The sequence below is a fragment of the Micromonospora vinacea genome, assembly GCF_015751785.1.
GTDB classification, from domain to species: Bacteria; Actinomycetota; Actinomycetes; order Mycobacteriales; family Micromonosporaceae; genus Micromonospora; species Micromonospora vinacea.
On sequence record NZ_JADOTY010000001.1, the window covers coordinates 5,474,641 to 5,492,926 of the forward strand.

An 18,286-nucleotide genomic window follows, 5' to 3' on the forward strand; every position below is an offset into this window, starting at 1 on the left:
TCGGAATTCCAGCTCGGCTCCGGCTGCACGGCGGCGTCCACGGCAGACGAGGTGCTCGCGGGGACATCCACCTGGACATTGGGAACGACTCGCAAGGAGCACTCCATGAAACTCAACGACTCTGCGAAAGACCCGTCGACGTACGCTGCCGGTCTCCCGGTGACGGACCCTAGGCCCGTCTACTCGTACCACCCCGTCCTGATCGATGTTCCCGGGCGCCCGGTTCCGCTGGCGGTTCGCGTGACGGCTCCGGCCGTCGGCGGTGAGCTGCCGGTCATCGTTCTCTCGCACGGGCACGGCCCGTCGACCTTTGTCTCCTCGTTCTACGGGTACGGTCCGCTGGTCAACTTCTGGGCCGCGCACGGCTTCGTCGTGATCCAGCCCACGCACCTCGACGCCACCTTCCTCGGCCTGCGAGAGGCCGACGACCCGGACGCGCCGCTGTATCTCAAGTCACGCGCCGACGATCTCCGCCAGGTCGTGGACCACCTCGGCGAGATCGAACGCGTCGTTCCAGGACTCGCGGGTCGCTTGGACGACGGCCGCATCGCCGCTGTCGGTCACTCGGCCGGCGGTCACACCGTCGGCCTGATCTCGGGCCAGACCATCACCGACACCAGCGACGGTTCAATGGTCGGAGCCGTCGACGACCGCTTCAGCGCCCGCGTCATGATCGCCGCCCCCGGCTGCGGCGAAGACCTGAACGGCCCGGCAGCGCAGCCCTACGTCGCGCTCACCAGCACCAACTTCGACGGCATGACGCCCAAGGCGCTCATCGTCGTCGGCGAGAAGGACTGGCACGCCTTCTTCTCCGACCGGCAGGACTGGCGCAGCGACCCCTACACCGCAGCGCCCGGGCCGAAGACCCGGCTGGAAATCTTCGACGCCGAGCACGGACTCGGCGGCATCTCCACCTTCGACGCGGCCGAGACCACCGACGAAAACCCCGACCGAGTTGCCGCCGTACGCGCGCTCATTTGGGCCTACCTGCGCAGCGAGCTCTACCCCGAAGACCCGGCCTGGACGCAGGCCACCGCTGCGCTCGCCGGCAGCACCACACCCATCGGACGCGTCGAGTCGAAGTAGTTCTCAAGCACGAGGTGGAAGACCGTGGCGTGCACCGAGCATCGGCACGCCCTGCTGGATCGCGACGCCGGCGTCCCGCTGAGCGACGAAGGAAACAGTCTTCGTGCAGGGCGCTCAGGGGGTCTGCAGTCGCTGCGTGATGAACAGGGCGGCGCGGTCCAGGGCGTGGTCGGCCTCGTCGAGCTGACCGATGAAGGACTGGAAGACGTGCGGAACGCCGGCGGTGATGTCGAGGATGACGTCGACCTCGGCGTCGCGGGCGCGTTTCGCCAGCCGGACCGAGTCGTCGAGCAGCAGTTCGTTCGTGCCGACCTGCAGCAGGATCGGCGGGAAGCCGGTCAGGTCGGCGAGCACGGCGGGCGCGGCGAGCTCCTGGTTCGGGTCCTGGCCGCCGAGGTAGAACCCCGCCGTGTGGGCCATGCCCTCCCGGGTGAAGAACGGGTCGACGCCTTCTTTGGTGTCCATCGACTCGCCTGTGCGGGTGTGGTCCAGGCCGGGCGAGAACGCGACCAGCGCGCTCGGCAGAGACAGCCCGGCGTTTCGGGCGGCGAGGGTGGTGGTCACCGTGAGGCCACCACCGGCGGAATCGCCCGCGAACACGATCGACTCGGCGGCGACGCCGCTGTCGAGCAGGGACCGATACGCCGCGAGACAGTCCTCGATCGCAGCCGGGAAGGGGTTCTCCGGGGCCAGTCGGTAGTCGAGGGAGAAGGCCCGCACTCCTGTCCGGGTGACCAGACTCGCGGTCAGGCCCATCGCGGTCCGCGGAGATCCAAGCGCGAACGAGCCGCCGTGAAAATACAGGATGGTGCCCGGGCGGGCCTGGCCCTCCGGTTCGACAAGCACTGCCGGACGGCCGCCCAGGGTCAGCTCCGAGGTCCGCACCGGAGGAACCGGGAACGGCGCCATGAGCGTGGCGAAGCTCTCCCGCATCGTCTCGACCGGCTCGGGTGCGAAGCCCTTGGGCCCGCCGCCCAGCATGGCGCCGATGGCTGCGCGCTGTTCCCTGCTCATGTCCGACGCCTCCCACAGACGATAAAGTAGCTGCCGTGGAAGCTAATATACCTGCCACGGCATCTTTTTCCGGTGCCGGGTCCGTCACACTGGCTCAGGTCTTCAGCGATCTGGTCCGCTGCGAGACGCGGCTCTACAACACCGTGAACGAGACGTTGCGGCGGAAGCACGGCATCGTGGCTTCGCAGTTCGAATTTTTGATCTACCTACGTGACCATCCTGGTTCGCGGGTCGCCGATCTCGCCGAGTTTTTCGCGATCGGGGTCGGGGCGACCAGCAAGGGCGTGGGCCGGCTCGAGGCCCGGGCCTGGGTTCGGCGCGTGCCGAACCCGGCCGACGGCCGGTCACTGCTTCTGGAGTTGACCCCGCAGGGCGCGGAACTCGTCAGTGCCGCCGAAGGCACCTTCCAGGAACACCTGGCCACGCACATCGGTCGGTCGATCGCCCCGGCTCAGGTCGTGGAACTCGGTCAAACGCTGGCACTGCTGCGCGCCACCTTGGAGCACGGCGCTGTCGGCACGCCTGTCGGCTGACGACCCGTCCTTTGCTCTGCACCCGCGGACGCGACGGCAACGGTCTGCGACCGGCGCATATTGGGGTGCAGAGCAAAGGGGCGGCCTGGGGCCTGTGCACCCCTTCAGCCCCCAGGTGACCGCGCGGGGCAGCCGGTGATCAAGGGAATCTGCCCGCCGGCCACCCGTCGGCCACCAACCGGGGGCATACTGCGTCGCGTGTTGACCCGATTCGGCTACCTCGACGCGCCCGCGCCGCTGGCGTTCGCCCACCGCGGCGGCGCCGCCGAGGGCGACGAGAACACCACCGAGGCGTTCGCCCGGGCCATCGGGCTGGGCTACCGGTACGTGGAGACCGACGTGCACGCCACCGCCGACGGCGTGGCGGTGATCTTCCACGACCCGACGCTGCGCCGGCTCACCGGTGAGGCGGGGCGCATCGCCGAGATGAGCTGGGCCGACCTCGCCTCGGTACGCGTCGGCGGCGCCGCCGTCGTACCCCGGCTCGACGACGTGCTGGGGGCGTGGCCGCAGGTCCGCTTCAACATCGACGTGAAGGCCGACGGCGGCGTCGAGCCAACGGTCGCGAGCGTGACCCGGGCCGGCGCCGGCGACCGGGTGCTGCTCGCCTCGTTCAGCGACGCCCGGCTGACCCGGCTGCGCGCGCTCACCGAGGGCCGGGTCGCCACCAGCCTGGGCATGCGCGGCGTCGCCCGGCTGCGGCTCGCCTCCCTGCACGGTCGGCCGCTGCGGCTGCCGCCGTCGGTGGTCGCCGCGCAGGTGCCGCCGCGCTACGGGCGGGTGCCGGTGGTGGACCGCCGGTTCCTCGACTACTGCCACCGCATCGGCCTGCAGGTGCACGTCTGGACGATCGACGAACCAGCCCAGATGCACGAGTTACTGGATCGTGGCGTGGATGGCATCATGACCGATCACGTCGGCGTGCTGCGCGACGTCTACCGCAGCCGCGGCCACTGGGCCGCCTGATCGTCGAAGGACCCCCGATGGCCGAGACCGTGACCCCCACGGTGGACGACACCCCGCCTCCGGCGAGCACTCGCCGGGAGCGGCGCGGCTGGTACATCTACGACTGGGCCAACTCCGCGTTCCAGACCACTGTCATCACGGTGTTCCTCGGCCCGTTCATCACCACCGTCGCCGAGCTGGCCGCCGGGTGCGAGTTGGGCGCGGACACCTGCGACGGGTACGTGTACCCGCTGGGCATCCGGGTGGCGGCCGGGTCCTACTACCCGTACCTGATCTCGCTGTCGGTGTTCCTCACCGTGTTCGTGCTGCCGGTGATCGGGGCGATCGCCGACCGGTCGGCGCACAAGAAGCGGCTGCTCGGTGGCGCCGCGTTCACCGGTGCCGGCGCGACCGTGGCGATGATCTTCGTCACCGGTGACCGCTACCTGCTCGGCGGGGCGCTCTTCCTGATCGCCAACATCTCCTTCGGCGCGGCCCTCGTGGTCTACAACTCGTTCCTGCCGCAGCTCGGCGGCCCGGACGAACGCGACGGCATCTCCAGCCGCGGCTGGGCGCTGGGCTACCTGGGCGGCGGCCTGCTGCTGGCGTTCAACCTGGTCGCGGTCACAGTGTTCAGCGAGGACGACAACCCGCAGCGCACCCTGGACCTGGCCCGCTGGTCGATCGTCTCCGCCGGGGTGTGGTGGGCGGTGTTCACCCTGGTGCCGCTGCGCTGGCTACGGGAACGCCCCAGCGCGGCGGCGGCGCTGGCCCGGCAGGGCAACGTGCTCACCGACGGGTTCCGGCAACTGGGCCGCACCCTACGGGAGATCAAGGCGTACCCGCTGACGCTGTTCTTCCTGCTGGCGTTCCTGGTCTACAACGACGGCATCCAGACCGTCATCACCCTGGCCAGCCAGTACGGCACCGAGGAGCTGCGGCTGGACCAGAGCACGCTGATCATCACCATCCTGCTGGTGCAGTTCCTCGCCTTCGGGGGCGCGTTGAGCCTCGGCGCGTTGGCCCGGCGCATCGGCGCCTGGAAGACCGTGCTGCTCAGCCTGGTGCTCTGGACCGGTGTGATCATCGGCGCGTTCCGGCTGCCGGCCGAGGCGCCGGTGCCGTTCATGGTCCTCGGCGCGGCCATCGGCCTGGTCCTCGGCGGCAGCCAGGCGCTGAGCCGGTCGCTGTTCAGCCAGCTCATCCCGGCCGGAAAGGAAGGCGAGTACTACGGCTTCTACGAGATCAGCGACAAGGGCACCAGCTGGCTCGGCCCGCTCGCCTTCGGCCTGGTGTTCCAACTCACCGCCTCATACCGGGTGGGCCTGGTCTCACTGCTGATCTTCTTCGTGGTCGGGTTCCTGCTCCTCGCCGCCGTGCCGATCCGTCGTGCCATCGTCGCCGCGGGCAACACCCCACCCCGGGTGCTCTGAGCACTGGTCCCGCGCCCAACCGATCCGGGCCGGTCAATGGGCTAGGCTGCCCGACCGTGACCGACGACGCCGCCACCGCCCCGACCTGCCTGGCCCACCCGTTCCCCGGCCAGCCACACGCCCCGGCCGGGTGCGCGGCCGCGCGCGGGCTCGACGGGCGTCCGGTGCACGCGGCCGCGTTGAAGTTCTTCTGGGGGCCGATGGACTGCGGCAAGTCCACGATGGCGTTGCAGATGAACTACAACCACGCCCGGCAGGGCCGCCGCGGGCTGGTCACCACCCGCATCGACCGGTCGCTGGGACCGCAGGTCACCACCCGCATCGGCCTGGCCCACGAGGCCATCGAGGTCACCGACGACCTGGACCTGCGGGCCCTGGTGCGCGGCCGGTGGGCCGACGGGGTACGCGTCGACTACCTGATCTGCGACGAGGCGTGCTTCTACACAGTCGAGCACGTCGAGCAGATGGCCGAGCTGGTCGACAGCTACGACGTCGACGTGTTCGCGTTCGGCCTGGCCACCGACTTCCGCTCGCGGATGTTCCCCGCCGCGCAACGTCTGTTCGAGCTGGCCGACGAGGTGGCCCGCATCCAGGTCGAGGTGCTCTGCTGGTGCGGCAGAGAGGGGCTGCTCAACGCCCGCGTCGTCGACGGGCGGGTCGTCCGCGAGGGCGCCCAGGTCGTCATCGGCGACACCGTCGACACCGCCGAGGTGCGCTACCAGGTGCTCTGCCGCCGGCACTACCGCAGCGGCGACCTCGGCCCCCGCGACTGAGCGGCCCGGCGCGCCGACACCCGGTCGGCCACGATCACCCCGACCGTGATCAGCAGCGCCACCCCGGCGACCAACGCGACCGGCGCCCGCAACGCCACCGCCGCCGGGGACAGCGCGAGCAACAGCAGCGTCGCCGCGACCCGGGCGACCACCCCGGCCTCGCCGAGCGCCATCTGGTACGCGGCGTGCCCGGCCAGGAACAGCGCGGGACCGCCCAGGACGACCAGCGCGCTCGCCCAGCCGACCGGTTCCCCGGGGTCGTGCAGCAGCCGCTCGTCACCGACGGCCGTGACGACGATGCCGCCCACCATCACCGGGTGCAGATAGTTGAACACCAGCCGGGAGAGCCGCCCGGCCCGCTCACCCGCGGCCGCCAACGCCGCCGTGCTGGCCTGCGCCCGGTCGAAGTACACCCACCACAGGGCCACCGAACCCGCGAAGGCGAGGAGGAATGCGGCGATCGTCACCCGGTCCAGCCGCTGCGTCAGCGTCCCACCGGTGATCAGGATCGACTCGCCCAGCGCGATGAGGATGAACGCCTGACAGCGTTCGGCCAGGTGCCCGCCCTCCACCCGCCAGTGCTCCGGCGTGCTGCGACCCATCCCGGGCACCGGAAACCCGGTCGCCAGCCCGACCGAGTCGACGACGATCACCGCGATCCAGATCAGCTCCCGGGCCGGGGCGTCCACCAGCCCACCGATGATCGCCAGGGCCGAGGTGCCGGTGACCCAGACGACGCACTGCCGGAAACTGTCGCCGAGCCAGGGCTCGCCGCGGATCGCCCACATGGAGAAGGCCGTGCGGCCCACCTGCACCGCCGCGTACGCCGCGGCGAAGAGCAGACCGTTGGCACCGAACGCGGTGGGCAGCGCGGCGGCGAGCAGCAGACTGCCCAGGGTCACCACCAGCAGCGTGGTCCGCACCGGTGTCCGGTCCGGGTGCAGCCAGTTGCCCGCCCACACCGTGTAGATCCAGACCAGCCAGATCAGACCCAACAGCACCGCGGTCCGTCCGACACCCTGCCAGCTGAGGTTCTTGGCCAGGTAGTGCGACAGCTGAGTGATCGTGAAGACGTAGACCAGGTCGAAGAAGAGCTCGGTGGAGGTGGTCCGCTCCACGCCACGGCGCGGGCGCAACAACTGCGGATGAAGTGGACCGCCGGTCACCGCGCGGCCGCCAGTGACCGGAACCGGTCGGTCAGGATCACGGCGACCGTCACCGCCAACGCCACCGCGGCGCACACCGCGACGGGCACCTCCAACCACACACCGACCGGCATCAACGCCAGCAGGACCACCACAGCGGTGAGCCGGCTGGTCGGCAGGGTCCGCCACAGCAGCGCCTTGTAGGCGGCGTGCCCGGCCAGGAAGAGGGCGGGACCACCGAGGGTGAGCAGCACGTCGACAGCGGTGGCCGGCGCGCCGGGCTCCCGCAGCAACCGCTCGTCGGCCGCCGACGTGACGACGACACCGGCGACGATCACCGGGTGCAGGAAGTTGAACGCGACTCGGCTCAACGCGCCGGTGCGCTCCCCGGCCTGGGCGAAGACCTCCGTGGCGGCCGGGGCCGAGCGGGCGAAGTACACCCACCACAGCGCCACCGAACCGCCGAACGCCAGCAGGAACGCCCCGGACGTCACCAGGTCCACGTGCGACGTGAGGGTGCTGCCGGTGACCAGGATCGACTCTCCCAGCGCGATCAGGACGAACGCGGCGCACCGTTCGGCCAGGTGCCCACCCTCCACCATCCACCGCTCGGGTCGGCTGCGTCCCCGTCGCGGCAGCGGATAGCCGATCGACAGGCCGATCACCTCGATCACGATCACCGCCGCCCACACCGCGTCCCGGGCGGCACCCCCGACCAGCCCGCCGAGGACCACGAGCACCGACGTCCCGGTGATCCACGGCAGCGACTGCTGAAATCCGGCCACCAACCACGGACTGCCCTGCACCGCCCACAACGCGAACAGGGTGCGGCCCACCTGCACGATGACGTAGACCAGCGCGAAGAGCAGGCCGGTCGAGCCGAACGCCTCCGGGATCGTCGCTGACAACAGCAGGCTGCCCAGCCCCACCCCGATCAGCATCGTCCGCACCGGCCCCTGGTCCGGTTGCAGCCAGTTGGTCAGCCAGGTGGTGTAGACCCAGACGAGCCACACCAGCGCCAGCAACAGGCCCGTACGCCCCGCGCCCCGCCAGTCCAGGTGCGCCAGCAGGTAGTGCGACAGCTGGGTGATGCTGAAGATGAAGACGAGGTCGAAGAAGAGTTCCGTCGAGGTGGTCGGCTGCACCCCCTCGCGTGGTCGCAGCAACTGTGGGCGTGTCGGAGCGGCGACCGGGGGCCTAGAAGGGGTCACCGCACACCCGCCAGTTCCCGTCCTCACGGACCACCGGCAGGCGACGTTCCTCGCTGAGCCCACCGTCGCGGGTCACCTTCACGGTCACCGTGCCGTGCGGTCGTCCGCTGCGGGTGGCGACCGACACGTCGGTGATCTCGTAGTCGGTGACCATCGGCGGTGTCCGCACCCAACTGGTGAAGCCGATCGCGCTCCAGCGGCTGCGCGCGTCCTCGCAGAGCCGCTCGTACGCCCGGTCGCTGTCGCCGAGGGCCACCTCGCTGAGGAAGCTGTCGGCGGTCTCCCGGATCGGGCCGGCGGCCTGCCGGACGGTCTGCAGGTTCCAGGCGCCCAAGCCGGCGACCCCCACGCAGCACAGCGCCACGCCGAACCCGGCGAACGCCAACCCGGTGCGCATCGGGCGGTGACGCCGGGCCGGTCGGCTCCACGACTGGCCCGCACCCATGACTACCGACCGTAGAGAAGACCGTCACGCTGACGGGCGACAAGCCGGAAACTGGGTGCACCCGATGGGCGGGTGCGCCCTGTTCGCGGCGGCCCCGCATCGTCTACCGTCGGCGCACACCCCCGAGCAGTGCCAGGAGTCGATCGATGAGCCGCTTCGTGCAGCCGGTACCACCCCCCGTCGACCCGTACGCCGGTGATGGCCTGCTGCGGTCCTGGCTGGAGCGTCACCTCGGCCCGGGCGGGCACGCCGCCGCGAAGGGCCGTCTCGAGGACCTGGCCGCCGACGTCACCGGGCCACTGCGCGTGGCGCACGCCGACGCGGAGGCGCACCCGCCGACGCTGGTCCGCTACGACCCGTGGGGCGCCCGGGTCGACCGCATCGACACCTCCGCCGGTTGGCAGGCGCAGCGCGCCGCCGCCGCCCGACACGCAGTGGTAGCGCTGCCCTACCTGCCGGACGCCCGGGGCACCTGGGGTGCCGCCGCGCGGGTGGTGCAGCACGCCCTGCTGCACCTGTACGGGCCGGAGTCGGCGACGTTCTCCTGCCCGGTGGCGATGGCCGACGGGGCGGCGGCGCTACTCAGCATGCCCGACGTCGACGCCACGGTCCGCGACGCGTGGCTGCCCCGGCTGATCTCCACGGACCCGGCCACGGCGATCACCAGCGGCCAGTGGATGACCGAGTCGCAGGGCGGCTCCGACCTGGGTCGTTCCAGCACGCTCGGCCGACCGGCGGCGGACGGTTCGTGGCGGCTGACCGGCGAGAAGTGGTTCTGCTCCGCCGCCGATGCGGCGATGGCGGTGGCGTTGGCCCGACCGGAGGGCGCCGGGCGGGGCAGCCGGGTGCTCGCCCCGTTCCTCGTTCCTCGGTACGCGGTCGACTCACCACTGGCCGACGGCGCGGCGCCGGGCGCACCCGCTCCGGGTGTCACAGTGCACCGCCTCAAGGACAAGCTCGGCACCCGGGCGCTGCCCACCGCCGAGATCGGCCTGCGCGACGCGTACGCCCTGCCACTGGGTGACCCGGCGGTGCCCGGTCTGGTCCGGGCGATGACCCTGGTGGTGGTGACCCGGGTGCACAACGCCGCGGCGGCGGCCGGCGGGATGCGACGGGGTCTCGACTACGCCCGCGCGTACGCCGAGGTGCGCCACGTCGCCGGCGGCCCGCTGGCGTCCTCGCCCCTGCACCGGGCCACCCTGGGCACCCTCGCGGTCGACGCGGCGGGCGCGTTCGCCCTGGCGGGGCACGCCTTCGCCCTGCTCGGTCGGGTCGAGGTGGGCGCCGACCCGGAGGCAGCTGCGGAGCTGCGCATCGTGGCGACGTTGGCGAAGCTGGCCACCGGCCGACTCGCCGTCAGCTCCGCGAGCGAGTACGTGGAGAGCTTCGGCGGGGCCGGCTACGTGGAGGACACCGGCGTGCCCCGGCTGCTGCGCGACGCCCAGGTGCTGCCGATCTGGGAGGGCACCACAAACGTCCTGGCCATGGACGTGCTGCGCGCGTTGACCCGGGAGGACGCCGGGGCACCGCTGCTGCGCCGGCTCGCCGCCGCCGTCGACCTCGCTCGGCCGCTGTCACCGGTGCTGGCCGACACCCTGGCGACCGTCGCCGCGCAGTTGGAGGAGACCATCACCGCGGTGACCGTCGACCCGACCGCGTCGGCGGTGCTCGCGGGCGCCCGTGGTCTGGCGTTGCGCCTGGCGTACGCGCTGACCGCGGCGTTGCTCGTCGAGCACGCCGCGTGGGGGGACGAGCAGGCGGAGTTGGCCGCCCGGCTGTGGGCGCGCCGCTGGCTGCGGCACGAGGAGATCGCCGAGGACGCCCACCACCACCTCGACCTGCTCTGCTGACCGGCCGGCGCGAGCGGACGGGTGGGCGCCGATGTCGGTGCTGATCGAGCTGGGTGACGACCGGGGCGCGCCCCTGGACGAGCGCCGGGCACCGCCGCCGGTGTCCCCCGGTTGGCGGTTGGCGGCGCTGGTGGCGGTCTGTGCGCTGCTCGGCGGTGCGGCCCCGCCCGCGCGCCTGACGCCCCAGGTCGGTCCGGCGGTGCCGGCCCGGGCGACAGTGCTCGGCGCGGGGCCGCTGCTGCTGGTCGTCGACCCCGACCCGAACCCACCGACGCTGAGCGCCTACGACTGGGCCGCGCCGGACGGGCCGCCACGGTGGCGGGTCACAGTGCCGCCGGCCGCCGGGTGGTCCGCCGAGGTCGCCGGTAACCTGCTGCTGCTTGTCGAACGCGACCAGGCGCGCGGGGCGCGGGCGACCACCGGGCGGTCGATGCGGACCGGCCAGCCGGTGTGGCGGCGACCCGAGCGGGTGTACGCGGTCGGGGACGCTGTGGTCGCGGTGAGCGAGGTGCGCAGCGCCTCCGAGCCGGGACGTCGGGTCGAGGGCACTGTGCACTTCGTCGAGCCGGCGACCGGCGCGACCCGGTGGTCGGTGCCGGTGCCCTCCACTGCGGTGCTGCGGGCGCTGCCGGGGCAGTTGCTGCTGTTGCAGGACGACGGGCTGGCCCGGCTGCTCGACGCCCGCGACGGCACCGAACGCGGGCGGGGTCGGCTGCCGCCGGCCGACTACGGGCCGGACAACCCCCAGGTCGTCGGCGCGCACCTGGTGCTGCGCCACCCGAGTGGCAGCGCGGTGGCGCTGACCGGGTACGACCTGCCCGGGCTGGCGCCGCGCTGGCAGGCACCGGTGCAGGCGGGTGAGTTGACCCTGCGGCCCTGCCAGGGCCTGATCTGCGGGCAGGACGAGCAGGAACGCTGGGCGATCGACGCGGGCACCGGGGTGCGGGTGTGGACGTGGCCGGCCGGGGTGCGCTGGCGCACGGTGGCGGGCCCACGGGTCACCGCGGGACCCCTGGTGGTGCTGGGGATGGCGGCGGACGGCAGGCGCTCGCTGGTCGCCACTGTGGGACGCGACGGTCATCGGGTGTCAGCGGTGCTTCCGGCGGGTGTGACCGACTGCCGGCGGGTCGGGCCCGGGTTGGTCTGCCGCGACGGCACGGCTCAGGTGACGTTCTGGCCCCTCGACGCCCGCTGACCTGGGTCAGCGCAGCGGGCCTCGGGCAACCGCTGCGCGCATCGTGGCCGCATCGCCAGCCGGGACGAACTCCAGCCACCAGGTGGCGCCGGCGGCGGCCAGCTCACCGAGGTAGGCCCGTTCGGCGCTTTCGTCGGAGCGGCGCCGTCGGCCGCCGACCGCCACGTCGAACGGCTGACCGTCGGCGCGCGTCGATGGCAGGGCGTTGACCAGGTCGTGGACCTCGTCGGGGGTGAAGTCGGACCACCCGTCGGTGTCGGTGAGCTTGTACGGCACGATGCCGTCGGCGCGGGCGGCCCGTCGGCGCACGGCCCCGGCCTGGGTGCTCCCGCCGACCCAGACCGGCACCCGCGGTGACTGCACCGGCGCAGGTCGCAGCGACACCCCGTCGGCGCGGTAGTGGGTGCCCTGGTGGCTGACCCGCCCACCGCCGAGCAGCCCGGTCAGCAGGTCGAGACCCTCGTCGAGCATCGCGGCCCGCACGGACACCTCGGTCTGCTCGCCGAAGGCGGCCAGGCCCCGGTCGCCGGGGTCGCCGACACCGACCGCCACGGTGGCCCGGCCCGCGCTGAGGTGGTCGAGGGTGAGGATCTCCCGCGCCAACTTCGCCGGGCGACGCCGGGGCAGCGCGGTGACAGTGGTGCCCAGTCGCACCCGGTCGGTGCGCCCGGCTATCGCGGCGAGGACCAGCCACGGGTCGTAGGTGAACGGCTCGTCGCCGGAATAGTGGATCAGATAGTCCTCCAGGAACACGCCGTCCCAGTTGGCGCGTTCGGCCAGCTCACCCAACTCGACCAGGGTGGACACCGCCACCGAGGCCCCGCCGCAGGAAATCTCCAGACCGTGTCTCATCCGCCGACCGTAGAGCGGGGCCCCGACACTCGGCCGCGGTCGGGGTTGTCGGGCTGGAGTTGTCGGGCCCCGGCGGCATACTGCCGGCGTGACAGCTTCTGCCGACCTCGCGATGGTCAACCTCGACAGTTCCGATCCCGCCGGCCACGCCGCGTTCTACCACGAGGCGCTGGGCTGGGAGGTCACCCACAGCCAACCGGAGTACGCGATGATCAGCTCCGGTGGCGTCTCCATCGGCTTCGGGCTGGTCGAGGGCTACCGACCGCCCTCCTGGCCGGACGAGACCGGCGACAAGCGCTACCACCTGGACCTTTACGTTGACGACCTGGCGGCGGCGGAGGAGAAGTTCGTCGCCGCGGGCGCGTCGAAGCCGGCCTTCCAGCCCGGTGGCGAGCGGTGGGTGGTGCTTCTCGACCCGATCGGGCAGCCGTTCTGCATCTGCCCCCGCCCACAGGGCTGAGACGGCCCGGCGCAACGACAGAAGGAGTCAGCATGGCCATCACTCTCGTCAATCCGGACGGGTTGCCGAAGCCGGACGTCTACCGTCAGTTGTCGATCGCAACCGGGTCCCGGCTGGTCTTCCTCGCCGGTCAGGTGGCCCGCGATGCCGAAGGGCGAAAGGTCGGCGAGGGAGACCTCGCCACCCAGGTCGAGCAGTGCTATCTCAACATCGGCACCGCCCTGGCCGAGATCGGTGGGTCCTTCGGCGACGTGGCGAAACTGACCATCTACGTCGTCGACTGGTCACCCGACAAGATGCCCCTGTTGGGCGAAGGCGTCGCTCGGGCGGGTGCGAAGCTGGGAGTTGACCTGGTCAAGCCCATCACGCTGCTGGGTGTCAGTGCTCTGGGTGAGCCTGATCTCCTCGTCGAGGTCGAAGCCACTGCGGTTCTCGACTGATCGACACCCGGCGTCGGGCGCGTAGCACTCAGCCGCGACGACGAGACCGGGCGGCCCACACCGCGTAGGCGGGGTCGCGATCGAGGTTGTGCCGGTCCCGGTCGTAGCGGCGGGTGGTGCGCGGGTCGGCGTGCCCCATGGCGTCCTGCACGTCCTCCAACGGCACGCCCTCCGAGCGGGCCGTGGTGGCGAAGGCGTGCCGCAGCGAGTGCGGGGACAGCTTCGCCCAGGCCGGGATGCCGGCGGCGCGGGCCAGCCGACGGACCATCCGGAACACCGAGTGCCGGTCCAGCCGGGCACCGCTGGCGGTGACCAGCAGCGGGCCGGTGAGCTGCGGCACCGGCACGCCCGTGGCGGCGGCCCGCTGGGCCAGGTAGGCGTCCAGGGCGTGCCCGGTGCCGGGGGTGAGGGCGCGGCGACGTTGTTTGCCGCCCTTGCCGACGAAGCGCACGCTGCGGTGGCCGCGTTCGGTGCCGAGGTCGGTCAGGTCCAGCGAGATCAGCTCCCCGACCCGCAGACCCAGGTCGGCGAGGAGCGCGAGCGCCGCCCGGTTGCGTACGGCGGTCGCGCCGGTGTCCGCGTCGGCGGCGCTGAGCAGGGCGTCCACCTCCTCGGGGGTGAGCCCGACGGTGGCGGAGTGGTCCCGGTCGACGCGGGGGCGGTCGGCGCCGGAGACCGGGTTGGCCGGGACTGCGCCCAGTTTGACCAGGAAGTCGTACCAACTGGACAGCGCCGAGAGTCGGCGTGCGACGGTCGCCGGGGTCAGTGGGCGGCCGCTGCGGGCGCCGACGCTGCTCTCCAGCGCGCGGGCGTACTCGTTGACGTGCAGGAACGTGGCTCGCAGCGGGTCCAGGTCGCGGCCGGCGCACCAGGTGAGCCAGCCGGTGACGTCACGCCGGTAGGCGTCGCGGGTGTGCTCGGACAGCCGCCGGTTGCGCAGCCACGCCTCGGTGACCTCGACCGGCCCGCTCGGCAGCGCCGGTGGCGCGGACGGGCGGGCGAGCACCGGAGCGTCGGAGAACACCATGTGAAAAAGGCTCTCAGCCTCGGGTGGGATCGGCGTGCAGGCGCGCCGGTCCCACCCGTCACCGTGTCGGGTCAGGCGTTGATCTCTCGGCGGCTGGTGCCGTTGGACTGGATGGTCACCCGGCGGGGCTTGGCGCGCTCGGCGACCGGGATGCGCAGCGTCAGCACCCCGTTCTCGTAGCCGGCCTCCAGCTTGTCGGTGTCCAGTGTGTCGCCGAGGAACAGTTGCCGGGTGAAGGTGCCCATCGGGCGTTCGGCGGCGACCAGTTCGACGCCGTCGCCGGCGGGCCGGCGACGCTCGGCGCGGACGGTGAGCACGTTGCGCTCGACGGTGCAGTCGATGGTGTCCGGATCGACGCCGGGCAGGTCGAACGCCGCGTAGAAGTGGTCGCCGTCGCGGTAGGCGTCCAGGTGCATCGTCGCGGGGCGGGCCGCCGTACCGAAGAACTGCTCGGCGAGCCGGTCGATCTCGCGGAACGGGTCGGTACGCATCAACATCGTCATGCCTCCTCGGTTCTCCTGGCCGAAGGTGATGAGTTGAGCCGGGGTGACTCAACTTCCTCTTCTTATTTAGCGCGTCCGCGTGCCGACGTCAACTGCTCAGGACAACCGCTTCTCGAACCAGTGGTCGGCGTAGGGGCCGTGCGAGTACGCCGGGATCTCGGCGTAGCCGTGCCGGGCGTACAGGGCGCGGGCCTCGACCAGGTCGTGCCGGGTGTCGAGCCGGATCCGGTCCGCCCCGGCCGCACGGGCCTGTTCCTCGACGGCGGCCAACAGGGCGGCGCCCCCACCCGCGCCGCGGTGCTCGGGGCGGATGAACACCCGGGTCAGCTCGGCCCAGCCGGGTTGCCAGCGAAGCCCCGCGCAACCGGCCAGGTCGGGGCCGTGGTGGCTGAGCAGGAGCAGCCCGGACGGTTCGGCCAGGTCGTCGCTGGGCATCTCGGCGAGGGCCGCGTCGACCTCGCCGGGCAGGGCCGGGCGACGGTGATAGCGAACCACCATCTCGCTCATGTACTCGCGGAGCAGGAGCACAGCGTCGGGGTGGTCGGGCCGACTGGTGCTGGTCGTCCAGGTGGGCCGGGCGGTAACGGTCACCTGTTGATCATCACCGCCCGGTCAACGGCATTACCTCGACGGCTCCCCGACGCGCAGGCGCGCCCAGTTGGCCAGGTCCCGCAGCAGTTGCCCGTCGTGGGTGGCGACGACGACGGCGGCACTCGTGCCGCGGATAGCCGCGGTCAACTCCTTGGCCACGCTCGACGACAGATGGTTGGTCGGGCTACAAGATCTTCCAGAAGAAGCAAGACGACTGCACGAAGGTACTACTCAAGGTCTGACCGGGCCAGAGGCCCGCCGACGGCAGAACCTTCCGCGTTCCCTGTGGAGCTGATGTCGTAAACGAATCAGCCCTGCCGGTAACCCCCTGCCAGCACCCCGTGCCGGCTGCGGCCCTCGAAAGCGGTGTCGCCGAAGATCTTGGAAGGAGATTGCCCCTTCGGGGGGCCAAATCTTCCAAGATCTTCGGCGAGAGGTCGGCCCGATGGGCGCTGATGTCGGCAAACGATTCAGCTCCAAAGGAGCGATCACGATCTCCCACGGCCACGCCTGTCGCTCTGCGTGCAACATCGCGCTGACAGCTTCGGGCGAACACCTTCCTGGACGCGACACGAGGTGGGCGCGGGTAATTCCAGAGTGCGGTTACCGCCGAGGGCGGGGCAGGAGGGCGATCAACGCGGCCGCCACGGCCACGTGCGTCGCACCGAGGGCGAGCTTGGCGCCGCCGGTGGCCTCGACGCTGAGCACGGGGACGAAGGACAGCACCGTCACGACGATGGCCAGCGAGATCCAGACCGGTCGAGCGACCCGGGTGGCGAACCGCTCCAGCAGCGCCAGCACCGCCCAGCCGAGCAGGGCGGCGACAAGGGCGATCATGACGATCGCACCGGCCCCGATGACGGTGGCGGGCTGGCCCGGGCTCTCGACGGTGTAGTCGACGCCGGCCAGCGCACCGACTGCCCAGATGGCCAGGGGGGCCACGACGGCGGCGGCGACGCCGAGGGCGCGGCGGCGCAGTGGTGAGGGCGCGGGGGTCGTGACGGTGGCAGCGCTCATGACGGCTCCTCGTTCAGGGAAACGAACGAGTACGACCGTAGCAGATAGTCTTGTTCGGAACTATCTTTCTCGGAACTAACAGCCGGAGCGGGCGCCCGGCGCGTACGGGGAGGTGTTGGCCAGCGGCCCGCCCACCAGCGCCAGGAGAGCCCGCAGGAACGCCTCCCGGTCCTGTTCGGGCAGAGTTGCCAGCAGGTCGTCCTGGATGCGCCGGACCACCTGTTGCGCCTGCTCCAGCACCTGCTCCCCCGCCGGAGTCACAGCGACCAGCCGGGCCCGTCGGTCGGTTGGCGCCGGACGGCGCTCGGCCAGCCCGGCCCGCTCCAACTGGTCGAGCGTCACGACCATCGTGGTCTTGTCCACACCGCACCGCTCACCGATCTCACGCTGGGTCAGCTCACCGGTGTGGGCCTGCGCCAGCACGTAGTGCGCCCGCGGCGAGATGCCCAGCTCGGCCAGCCCGGCGGCGTGCTCGGTCTGCAACGCGTGACTCGCCCAGGAGAGCAGGAACAACAGGTCCGGCGGGCCATCGGAGGGCGTGCAGGAGGTCATGCGCCGAGGCTAGCAAGATCCTCCGCAAGGAGACTGTTCGCGCGGCGGACGATCAGAGCCGCTGGTAGACGCCGCGCTCGCGGGTGAGCAACTGCTCGTCGATCAGGTACCGGCGCAGTGTCACGTGATCCGACCCTCCCGCGACGCACCACGGCTTGAGCGCGTCGTCGACGGCCCGCTCCGGATAGCGGATGCCCGGCTCGAACGACCGCTCGGCGATGTGGGCGAGCAGGACCCGCCGCCGGCTCGGCTGCGCCGGCAGACTCACCAGGACGCCCGCGCGCAGGAAGGTCCGCAGCACCGGGTCGGCTCCGGGCTCGGCGTCGTCGGTGGGGCGGCCGTCGCGCGCGGTGGCCCGCAGCGACGCCTCGTCGGCCGCGAGCGCGCCGTCCGCGCCGGTGACGAGGCCCGCGTCGGTGAGCCGGCGAACCCCGGTGAGCACCACCCGCGCCGGCAGGCCGGTCCGCTCGGCGGCCTCGGTCGCGCTGGTCGCACCCAGCACGATCGCCGCGAAGATCCGTCGCCGTCCGTCGTCGGCCAGGGCCCCGGCCAGCGCATGCGCAGTCACGCCGGTCACCCTTCCATCAGCGGTACGCGGACCGCCACGCGATTTCCAGCCCGCTCAGTCGGCGGCGGTCCGCTCAGTCGGTCTGCGGCGCGCTCTGCGGCTGCTCGGCGACGAGCAGCACCCGGCGCAGCAGGTCGGAGAGGTGTCGCCGCTCGGTGGCGGTGAGCGCGCCGAGCAGGCGGTGCTCCTCGGCGCCCTGGATCTCCATCGCCCCGCGCCAGGCGGCCTGACCCGCCTCGGTGAGCGCCACGTCGACGCGCCGACGGTCGACTGTCGACGGAATCCGGCGTACGAAATCCCGCCGCAGCAGCGCGTCCACCCGCGCCGTGATGGACGCGGGCGCCATCGCAAGGTCCGCGGCGAGGTCCGAGGGTGCCGCCCGACCACCGCGGCCGGCCAGGGCGTGCAGCGTGTCGTACTCGTGGGCCGACAGGTCGAGATCGACCAGGACCCGCTCCTTGACGGTCCGCAGATGCCGGGTCAGCCGGATCATCCTGGTCACCGCCCCCTCGACGTCCGCGTCGAGGTCGGGCACCACGGGCAGCCAGCGTTCGATGTGCCGGTCGACGGCGTCCGGGGTGGTGGTCACCGCGCCAGTTTAACTCGGCACCAAAATATTCATTGCCGAAATATTCGATGTCGAAGT

22 protein-coding genes are annotated in these 18,286 nt (G+C 71.9%); 9 read left to right on the forward strand and 13 right to left on the reverse strand.

Going from position 1 to position 18,286, the window contains the following annotated elements; translation table 11 throughout:
- Positions 1–105 precede the first annotated feature (105 nt).
- The gene (locus tag IW249_RS25780; RefSeq protein WP_196923114.1) at positions 106–1,086 is read left to right on the forward strand and encodes an alpha/beta hydrolase family protein; all 981 of its coding nucleotides are present in this window, start codon (positions 106–108) and stop codon (positions 1,084–1,086) included.
- 114 nt (positions 1,087–1,200) lie between these two features.
- Here IW249_RS25780 and IW249_RS25785 read toward each other — a convergent pair whose 3' ends face one another.
- Complete coding sequence (locus IW249_RS25785) at positions 1,201–2,100, reverse strand: alpha/beta hydrolase (RefSeq protein WP_196923115.1); 900 nt, start codon at positions 2,098–2,100, stop codon at positions 1,201–1,203.
- Between the two features lie 35 nt (positions 2,101–2,135).
- On the opposite strand from IW249_RS25785, the gene IW249_RS25790 reads away from it, so the two are divergent.
- The 4 genes from IW249_RS25790 to IW249_RS25805 all read left to right on the forward strand — a co-directional run bounded on the left by IW249_RS25790 (position 2,136) and on the right by IW249_RS25805 (position 5,784).
- Positions 2,136–2,633 (forward strand): MarR family winged helix-turn-helix transcriptional regulator, encoded by a 498-nt coding sequence (locus IW249_RS25790; RefSeq protein ID WP_196923116.1) that lies wholly within the window; start codon positions 2,136–2,138, stop codon positions 2,631–2,633.
- 198 nt (positions 2,634–2,831) lie between these two features.
- Positions 2,832–3,599 (forward strand): glycerophosphodiester phosphodiesterase family protein, encoded by a 768-nt coding sequence (locus IW249_RS25795; RefSeq protein WP_196923117.1) that lies wholly within the window; start codon positions 2,832–2,834, stop codon positions 3,597–3,599.
- Positions 3,600–3,616: 17 nt separating this feature from the next.
- The gene (locus IW249_RS25800; RefSeq protein WP_196923118.1) at positions 3,617–5,011 is read left to right on the forward strand and encodes an MFS transporter; all 1,395 of its coding nucleotides are present in this window, start codon (positions 3,617–3,619) and stop codon (positions 5,009–5,011) included.
- A 56-nt stretch (positions 5,012–5,067) separates the two neighbouring features.
- The gene (locus tag IW249_RS25805) at positions 5,068–5,784 is read left to right on the forward strand and encodes a thymidine kinase (protein ID WP_124821847.1); all 717 of its coding nucleotides are present in this window, start codon (positions 5,068–5,070) and stop codon (positions 5,782–5,784) included.
- On the opposite strand, the gene IW249_RS25810 is transcribed toward IW249_RS25805, so the two are convergent.
- The 3 genes from IW249_RS25810 to IW249_RS25820 are packed head-to-tail and all read right to left on the reverse strand — an operon-like array spanning position 5,751 to position 8,585.
- Positions 5,751–6,923, reverse strand: a complete 1,173-nt coding sequence (locus IW249_RS25810) for a low temperature requirement protein A (RefSeq protein ID WP_196923119.1) — start codon at positions 6,921–6,923, stop codon at positions 5,751–5,753. The two genes, IW249_RS25805 and IW249_RS25810, sit on opposite strands and share 34 nt — an antisense overlap.
- 23 nt (positions 6,924–6,946) lie before the next feature.
- Positions 6,947–8,095: a low temperature requirement protein A gene (locus IW249_RS25815; RefSeq protein ID WP_196923120.1), complete on the reverse strand. Its 1,149-nt coding sequence runs from the start codon at positions 8,093–8,095 to the stop codon at positions 6,947–6,949.
- A gap of 31 nt (positions 8,096–8,126) precedes the next feature.
- Positions 8,127–8,585: an Rv0361 family membrane protein gene (locus IW249_RS25820; protein ID WP_196923121.1), complete on the reverse strand. Its 459-nt coding sequence runs from the start codon at positions 8,583–8,585 to the stop codon at positions 8,127–8,129.
- 146 nt (positions 8,586–8,731) lie between these two features.
- On the opposite strand from IW249_RS25820, the gene IW249_RS25825 reads away from it, so the two are divergent.
- Positions 8,732–10,435 carry an acyl-CoA dehydrogenase family protein gene (locus tag IW249_RS25825; RefSeq protein WP_196923122.1) on the forward strand — a complete coding sequence of 568 codons (1,704 nt, stop codon included), beginning with the start codon at positions 8,732–8,734 and terminating at the stop codon, positions 10,433–10,435.
- A 31-nt stretch (positions 10,436–10,466) separates the two neighbouring features.
- The gene (locus IW249_RS25830) at positions 10,467–11,630 is read left to right on the forward strand and encodes an outer membrane protein assembly factor BamB family protein (protein ID WP_196923123.1); all 1,164 of its coding nucleotides are present in this window, start codon (positions 10,467–10,469) and stop codon (positions 11,628–11,630) included.
- A gap of 6 nt (positions 11,631–11,636) precedes the next feature.
- Here IW249_RS25830 and IW249_RS25835 read toward each other — a convergent pair whose 3' ends face one another.
- Complete coding sequence (locus tag IW249_RS25835) at positions 11,637–12,482, reverse strand: LLM class flavin-dependent oxidoreductase (protein WP_196923124.1); 846 nt, start codon at positions 12,480–12,482, stop codon at positions 11,637–11,639.
- 88 nt (positions 12,483–12,570) lie between these two features.
- Between IW249_RS25835 and IW249_RS25840 the strand changes: the two genes are divergently transcribed.
- Together IW249_RS25840 and IW249_RS25845 are read left to right on the forward strand one after the other, a co-directional pair.
- Positions 12,571–12,942 (forward strand): VOC family protein, encoded by a 372-nt coding sequence (locus IW249_RS25840; protein ID WP_196923125.1) that lies wholly within the window; start codon positions 12,571–12,573, stop codon positions 12,940–12,942.
- A 32-nt stretch (positions 12,943–12,974) separates the two neighbouring features.
- The gene (locus IW249_RS25845; protein WP_196923126.1) at positions 12,975–13,382 is read left to right on the forward strand and encodes a RidA family protein; all 408 of its coding nucleotides are present in this window, start codon (positions 12,975–12,977) and stop codon (positions 13,380–13,382) included.
- Between the two features lie 28 nt (positions 13,383–13,410).
- On the opposite strand, the gene IW249_RS25850 is transcribed toward IW249_RS25845, so the two are convergent.
- The 8 genes from IW249_RS25850 to IW249_RS25880 all read right to left on the reverse strand — a co-directional run bounded on the left by IW249_RS25850 (position 13,411) and on the right by IW249_RS25880 (position 18,229).
- Positions 13,411–14,409 carry a tyrosine-type recombinase/integrase gene (locus tag IW249_RS25850; protein ID WP_196923127.1) on the reverse strand — a complete coding sequence of 333 codons (999 nt, stop codon included), beginning with the start codon at positions 14,407–14,409 and terminating at the stop codon, positions 13,411–13,413.
- A gap of 71 nt (positions 14,410–14,480) precedes the next feature.
- Positions 14,481–14,906, reverse strand: coding sequence for an Hsp20/alpha crystallin family protein (locus IW249_RS25855; protein ID WP_196923128.1), 426 nt, complete (start codon positions 14,904–14,906; stop codon positions 14,481–14,483).
- A 102-nt stretch (positions 14,907–15,008) separates the two neighbouring features.
- Positions 15,009–15,503: a GNAT family N-acetyltransferase gene (locus IW249_RS25860; RefSeq protein WP_307788709.1), complete on the reverse strand. Its 495-nt coding sequence runs from the start codon at positions 15,501–15,503 to the stop codon at positions 15,009–15,011.
- 30 nt (positions 15,504–15,533) lie between these two features.
- On the reverse strand, positions 15,534–15,662 hold the full coding sequence (locus tag IW249_RS34835; protein ID WP_269215338.1) for a hypothetical protein: 129 nt from the start codon (positions 15,660–15,662) through the stop codon (positions 15,534–15,536).
- 444 nt (positions 15,663–16,106) lie between these two features.
- Entirely contained in the window at positions 16,107–16,520 is a 414-nt protein-coding gene (locus tag IW249_RS25865) for a DUF6069 family protein (protein WP_196923129.1), read from the reverse strand.
- Between the two features lie 75 nt (positions 16,521–16,595).
- On the reverse strand, positions 16,596–17,072 hold the full coding sequence (locus IW249_RS25870) for a MarR family winged helix-turn-helix transcriptional regulator (RefSeq protein ID WP_196923130.1): 477 nt from the start codon (positions 17,070–17,072) through the stop codon (positions 16,596–16,598).
- Positions 17,073–17,124: 52 nt separating this feature from the next.
- The gene (locus tag IW249_RS25875) at positions 17,125–17,640 is read right to left on the reverse strand and encodes a DUF2087 domain-containing protein (protein ID WP_196923131.1); all 516 of its coding nucleotides are present in this window, start codon (positions 17,638–17,640) and stop codon (positions 17,125–17,127) included.
- Between the two features lie 73 nt (positions 17,641–17,713).
- On the reverse strand, positions 17,714–18,229 hold the full coding sequence (locus tag IW249_RS25880) for a MarR family winged helix-turn-helix transcriptional regulator (protein ID WP_196923132.1): 516 nt from the start codon (positions 18,227–18,229) through the stop codon (positions 17,714–17,716).
- Positions 18,230–18,286 lie beyond the last annotated feature (57 nt).

Excerpts from the sequence above, each read along its gene's own strand:
- IW249_RS25780 (WP_196923114.1), top strand. The coding sequence starts at position 106 with ATGAAACTCAACGACTCTGCGAAAGACCCGTCGACGTACGCTGCCGGT.
- IW249_RS25785 (WP_196923115.1), bottom strand. The coding sequence starts at position 2,100 with ATGAGCAGGGAACAGCGCGCAGCCATCGGCGCCATGCTGGGCGGCGGG.
- IW249_RS25800 (WP_196923118.1), top strand. The coding sequence starts at position 3,617 with ATGGCCGAGACCGTGACCCCCACGGTGGACGACACCCCGCCTCCGGCG.
- IW249_RS25820 (WP_196923121.1), bottom strand. The coding sequence starts at position 8,585 with ATGGGTGCGGGCCAGTCGTGGAGCCGACCGGCCCGGCGTCACCGCCCG.
- IW249_RS25825 (WP_196923122.1), top strand. The coding sequence starts at position 8,732 with ATGAGCCGCTTCGTGCAGCCGGTACCACCCCCCGTCGACCCGTACGCC.
- IW249_RS25830 (WP_196923123.1), top strand. The coding sequence starts at position 10,467 with ATGTCGGTGCTGATCGAGCTGGGTGACGACCGGGGCGCGCCCCTGGAC.
- IW249_RS25835 (WP_196923124.1), bottom strand. The coding sequence starts at position 12,482 with ATGAGACACGGTCTGGAGATTTCCTGCGGCGGGGCCTCGGTGGCGGTG.
- IW249_RS25845 (WP_196923126.1), top strand. The coding sequence starts at position 12,975 with ATGGCCATCACTCTCGTCAATCCGGACGGGTTGCCGAAGCCGGACGTC.
- IW249_RS25850 (WP_196923127.1), bottom strand. The coding sequence starts at position 14,409 with ATGGTGTTCTCCGACGCTCCGGTGCTCGCCCGCCCGTCCGCGCCACCG.
- IW249_RS25855 (WP_196923128.1), bottom strand. The coding sequence starts at position 14,906 with ATGTTGATGCGTACCGACCCGTTCCGCGAGATCGACCGGCTCGCCGAG.
- IW249_RS25865 (WP_196923129.1), bottom strand. The coding sequence starts at position 16,520 with ATGAGCGCTGCCACCGTCACGACCCCCGCGCCCTCACCACTGCGCCGC.
- IW249_RS25870 (WP_196923130.1), bottom strand. The coding sequence starts at position 17,072 with ATGACCTCCTGCACGCCCTCCGATGGCCCGCCGGACCTGTTGTTCCTG.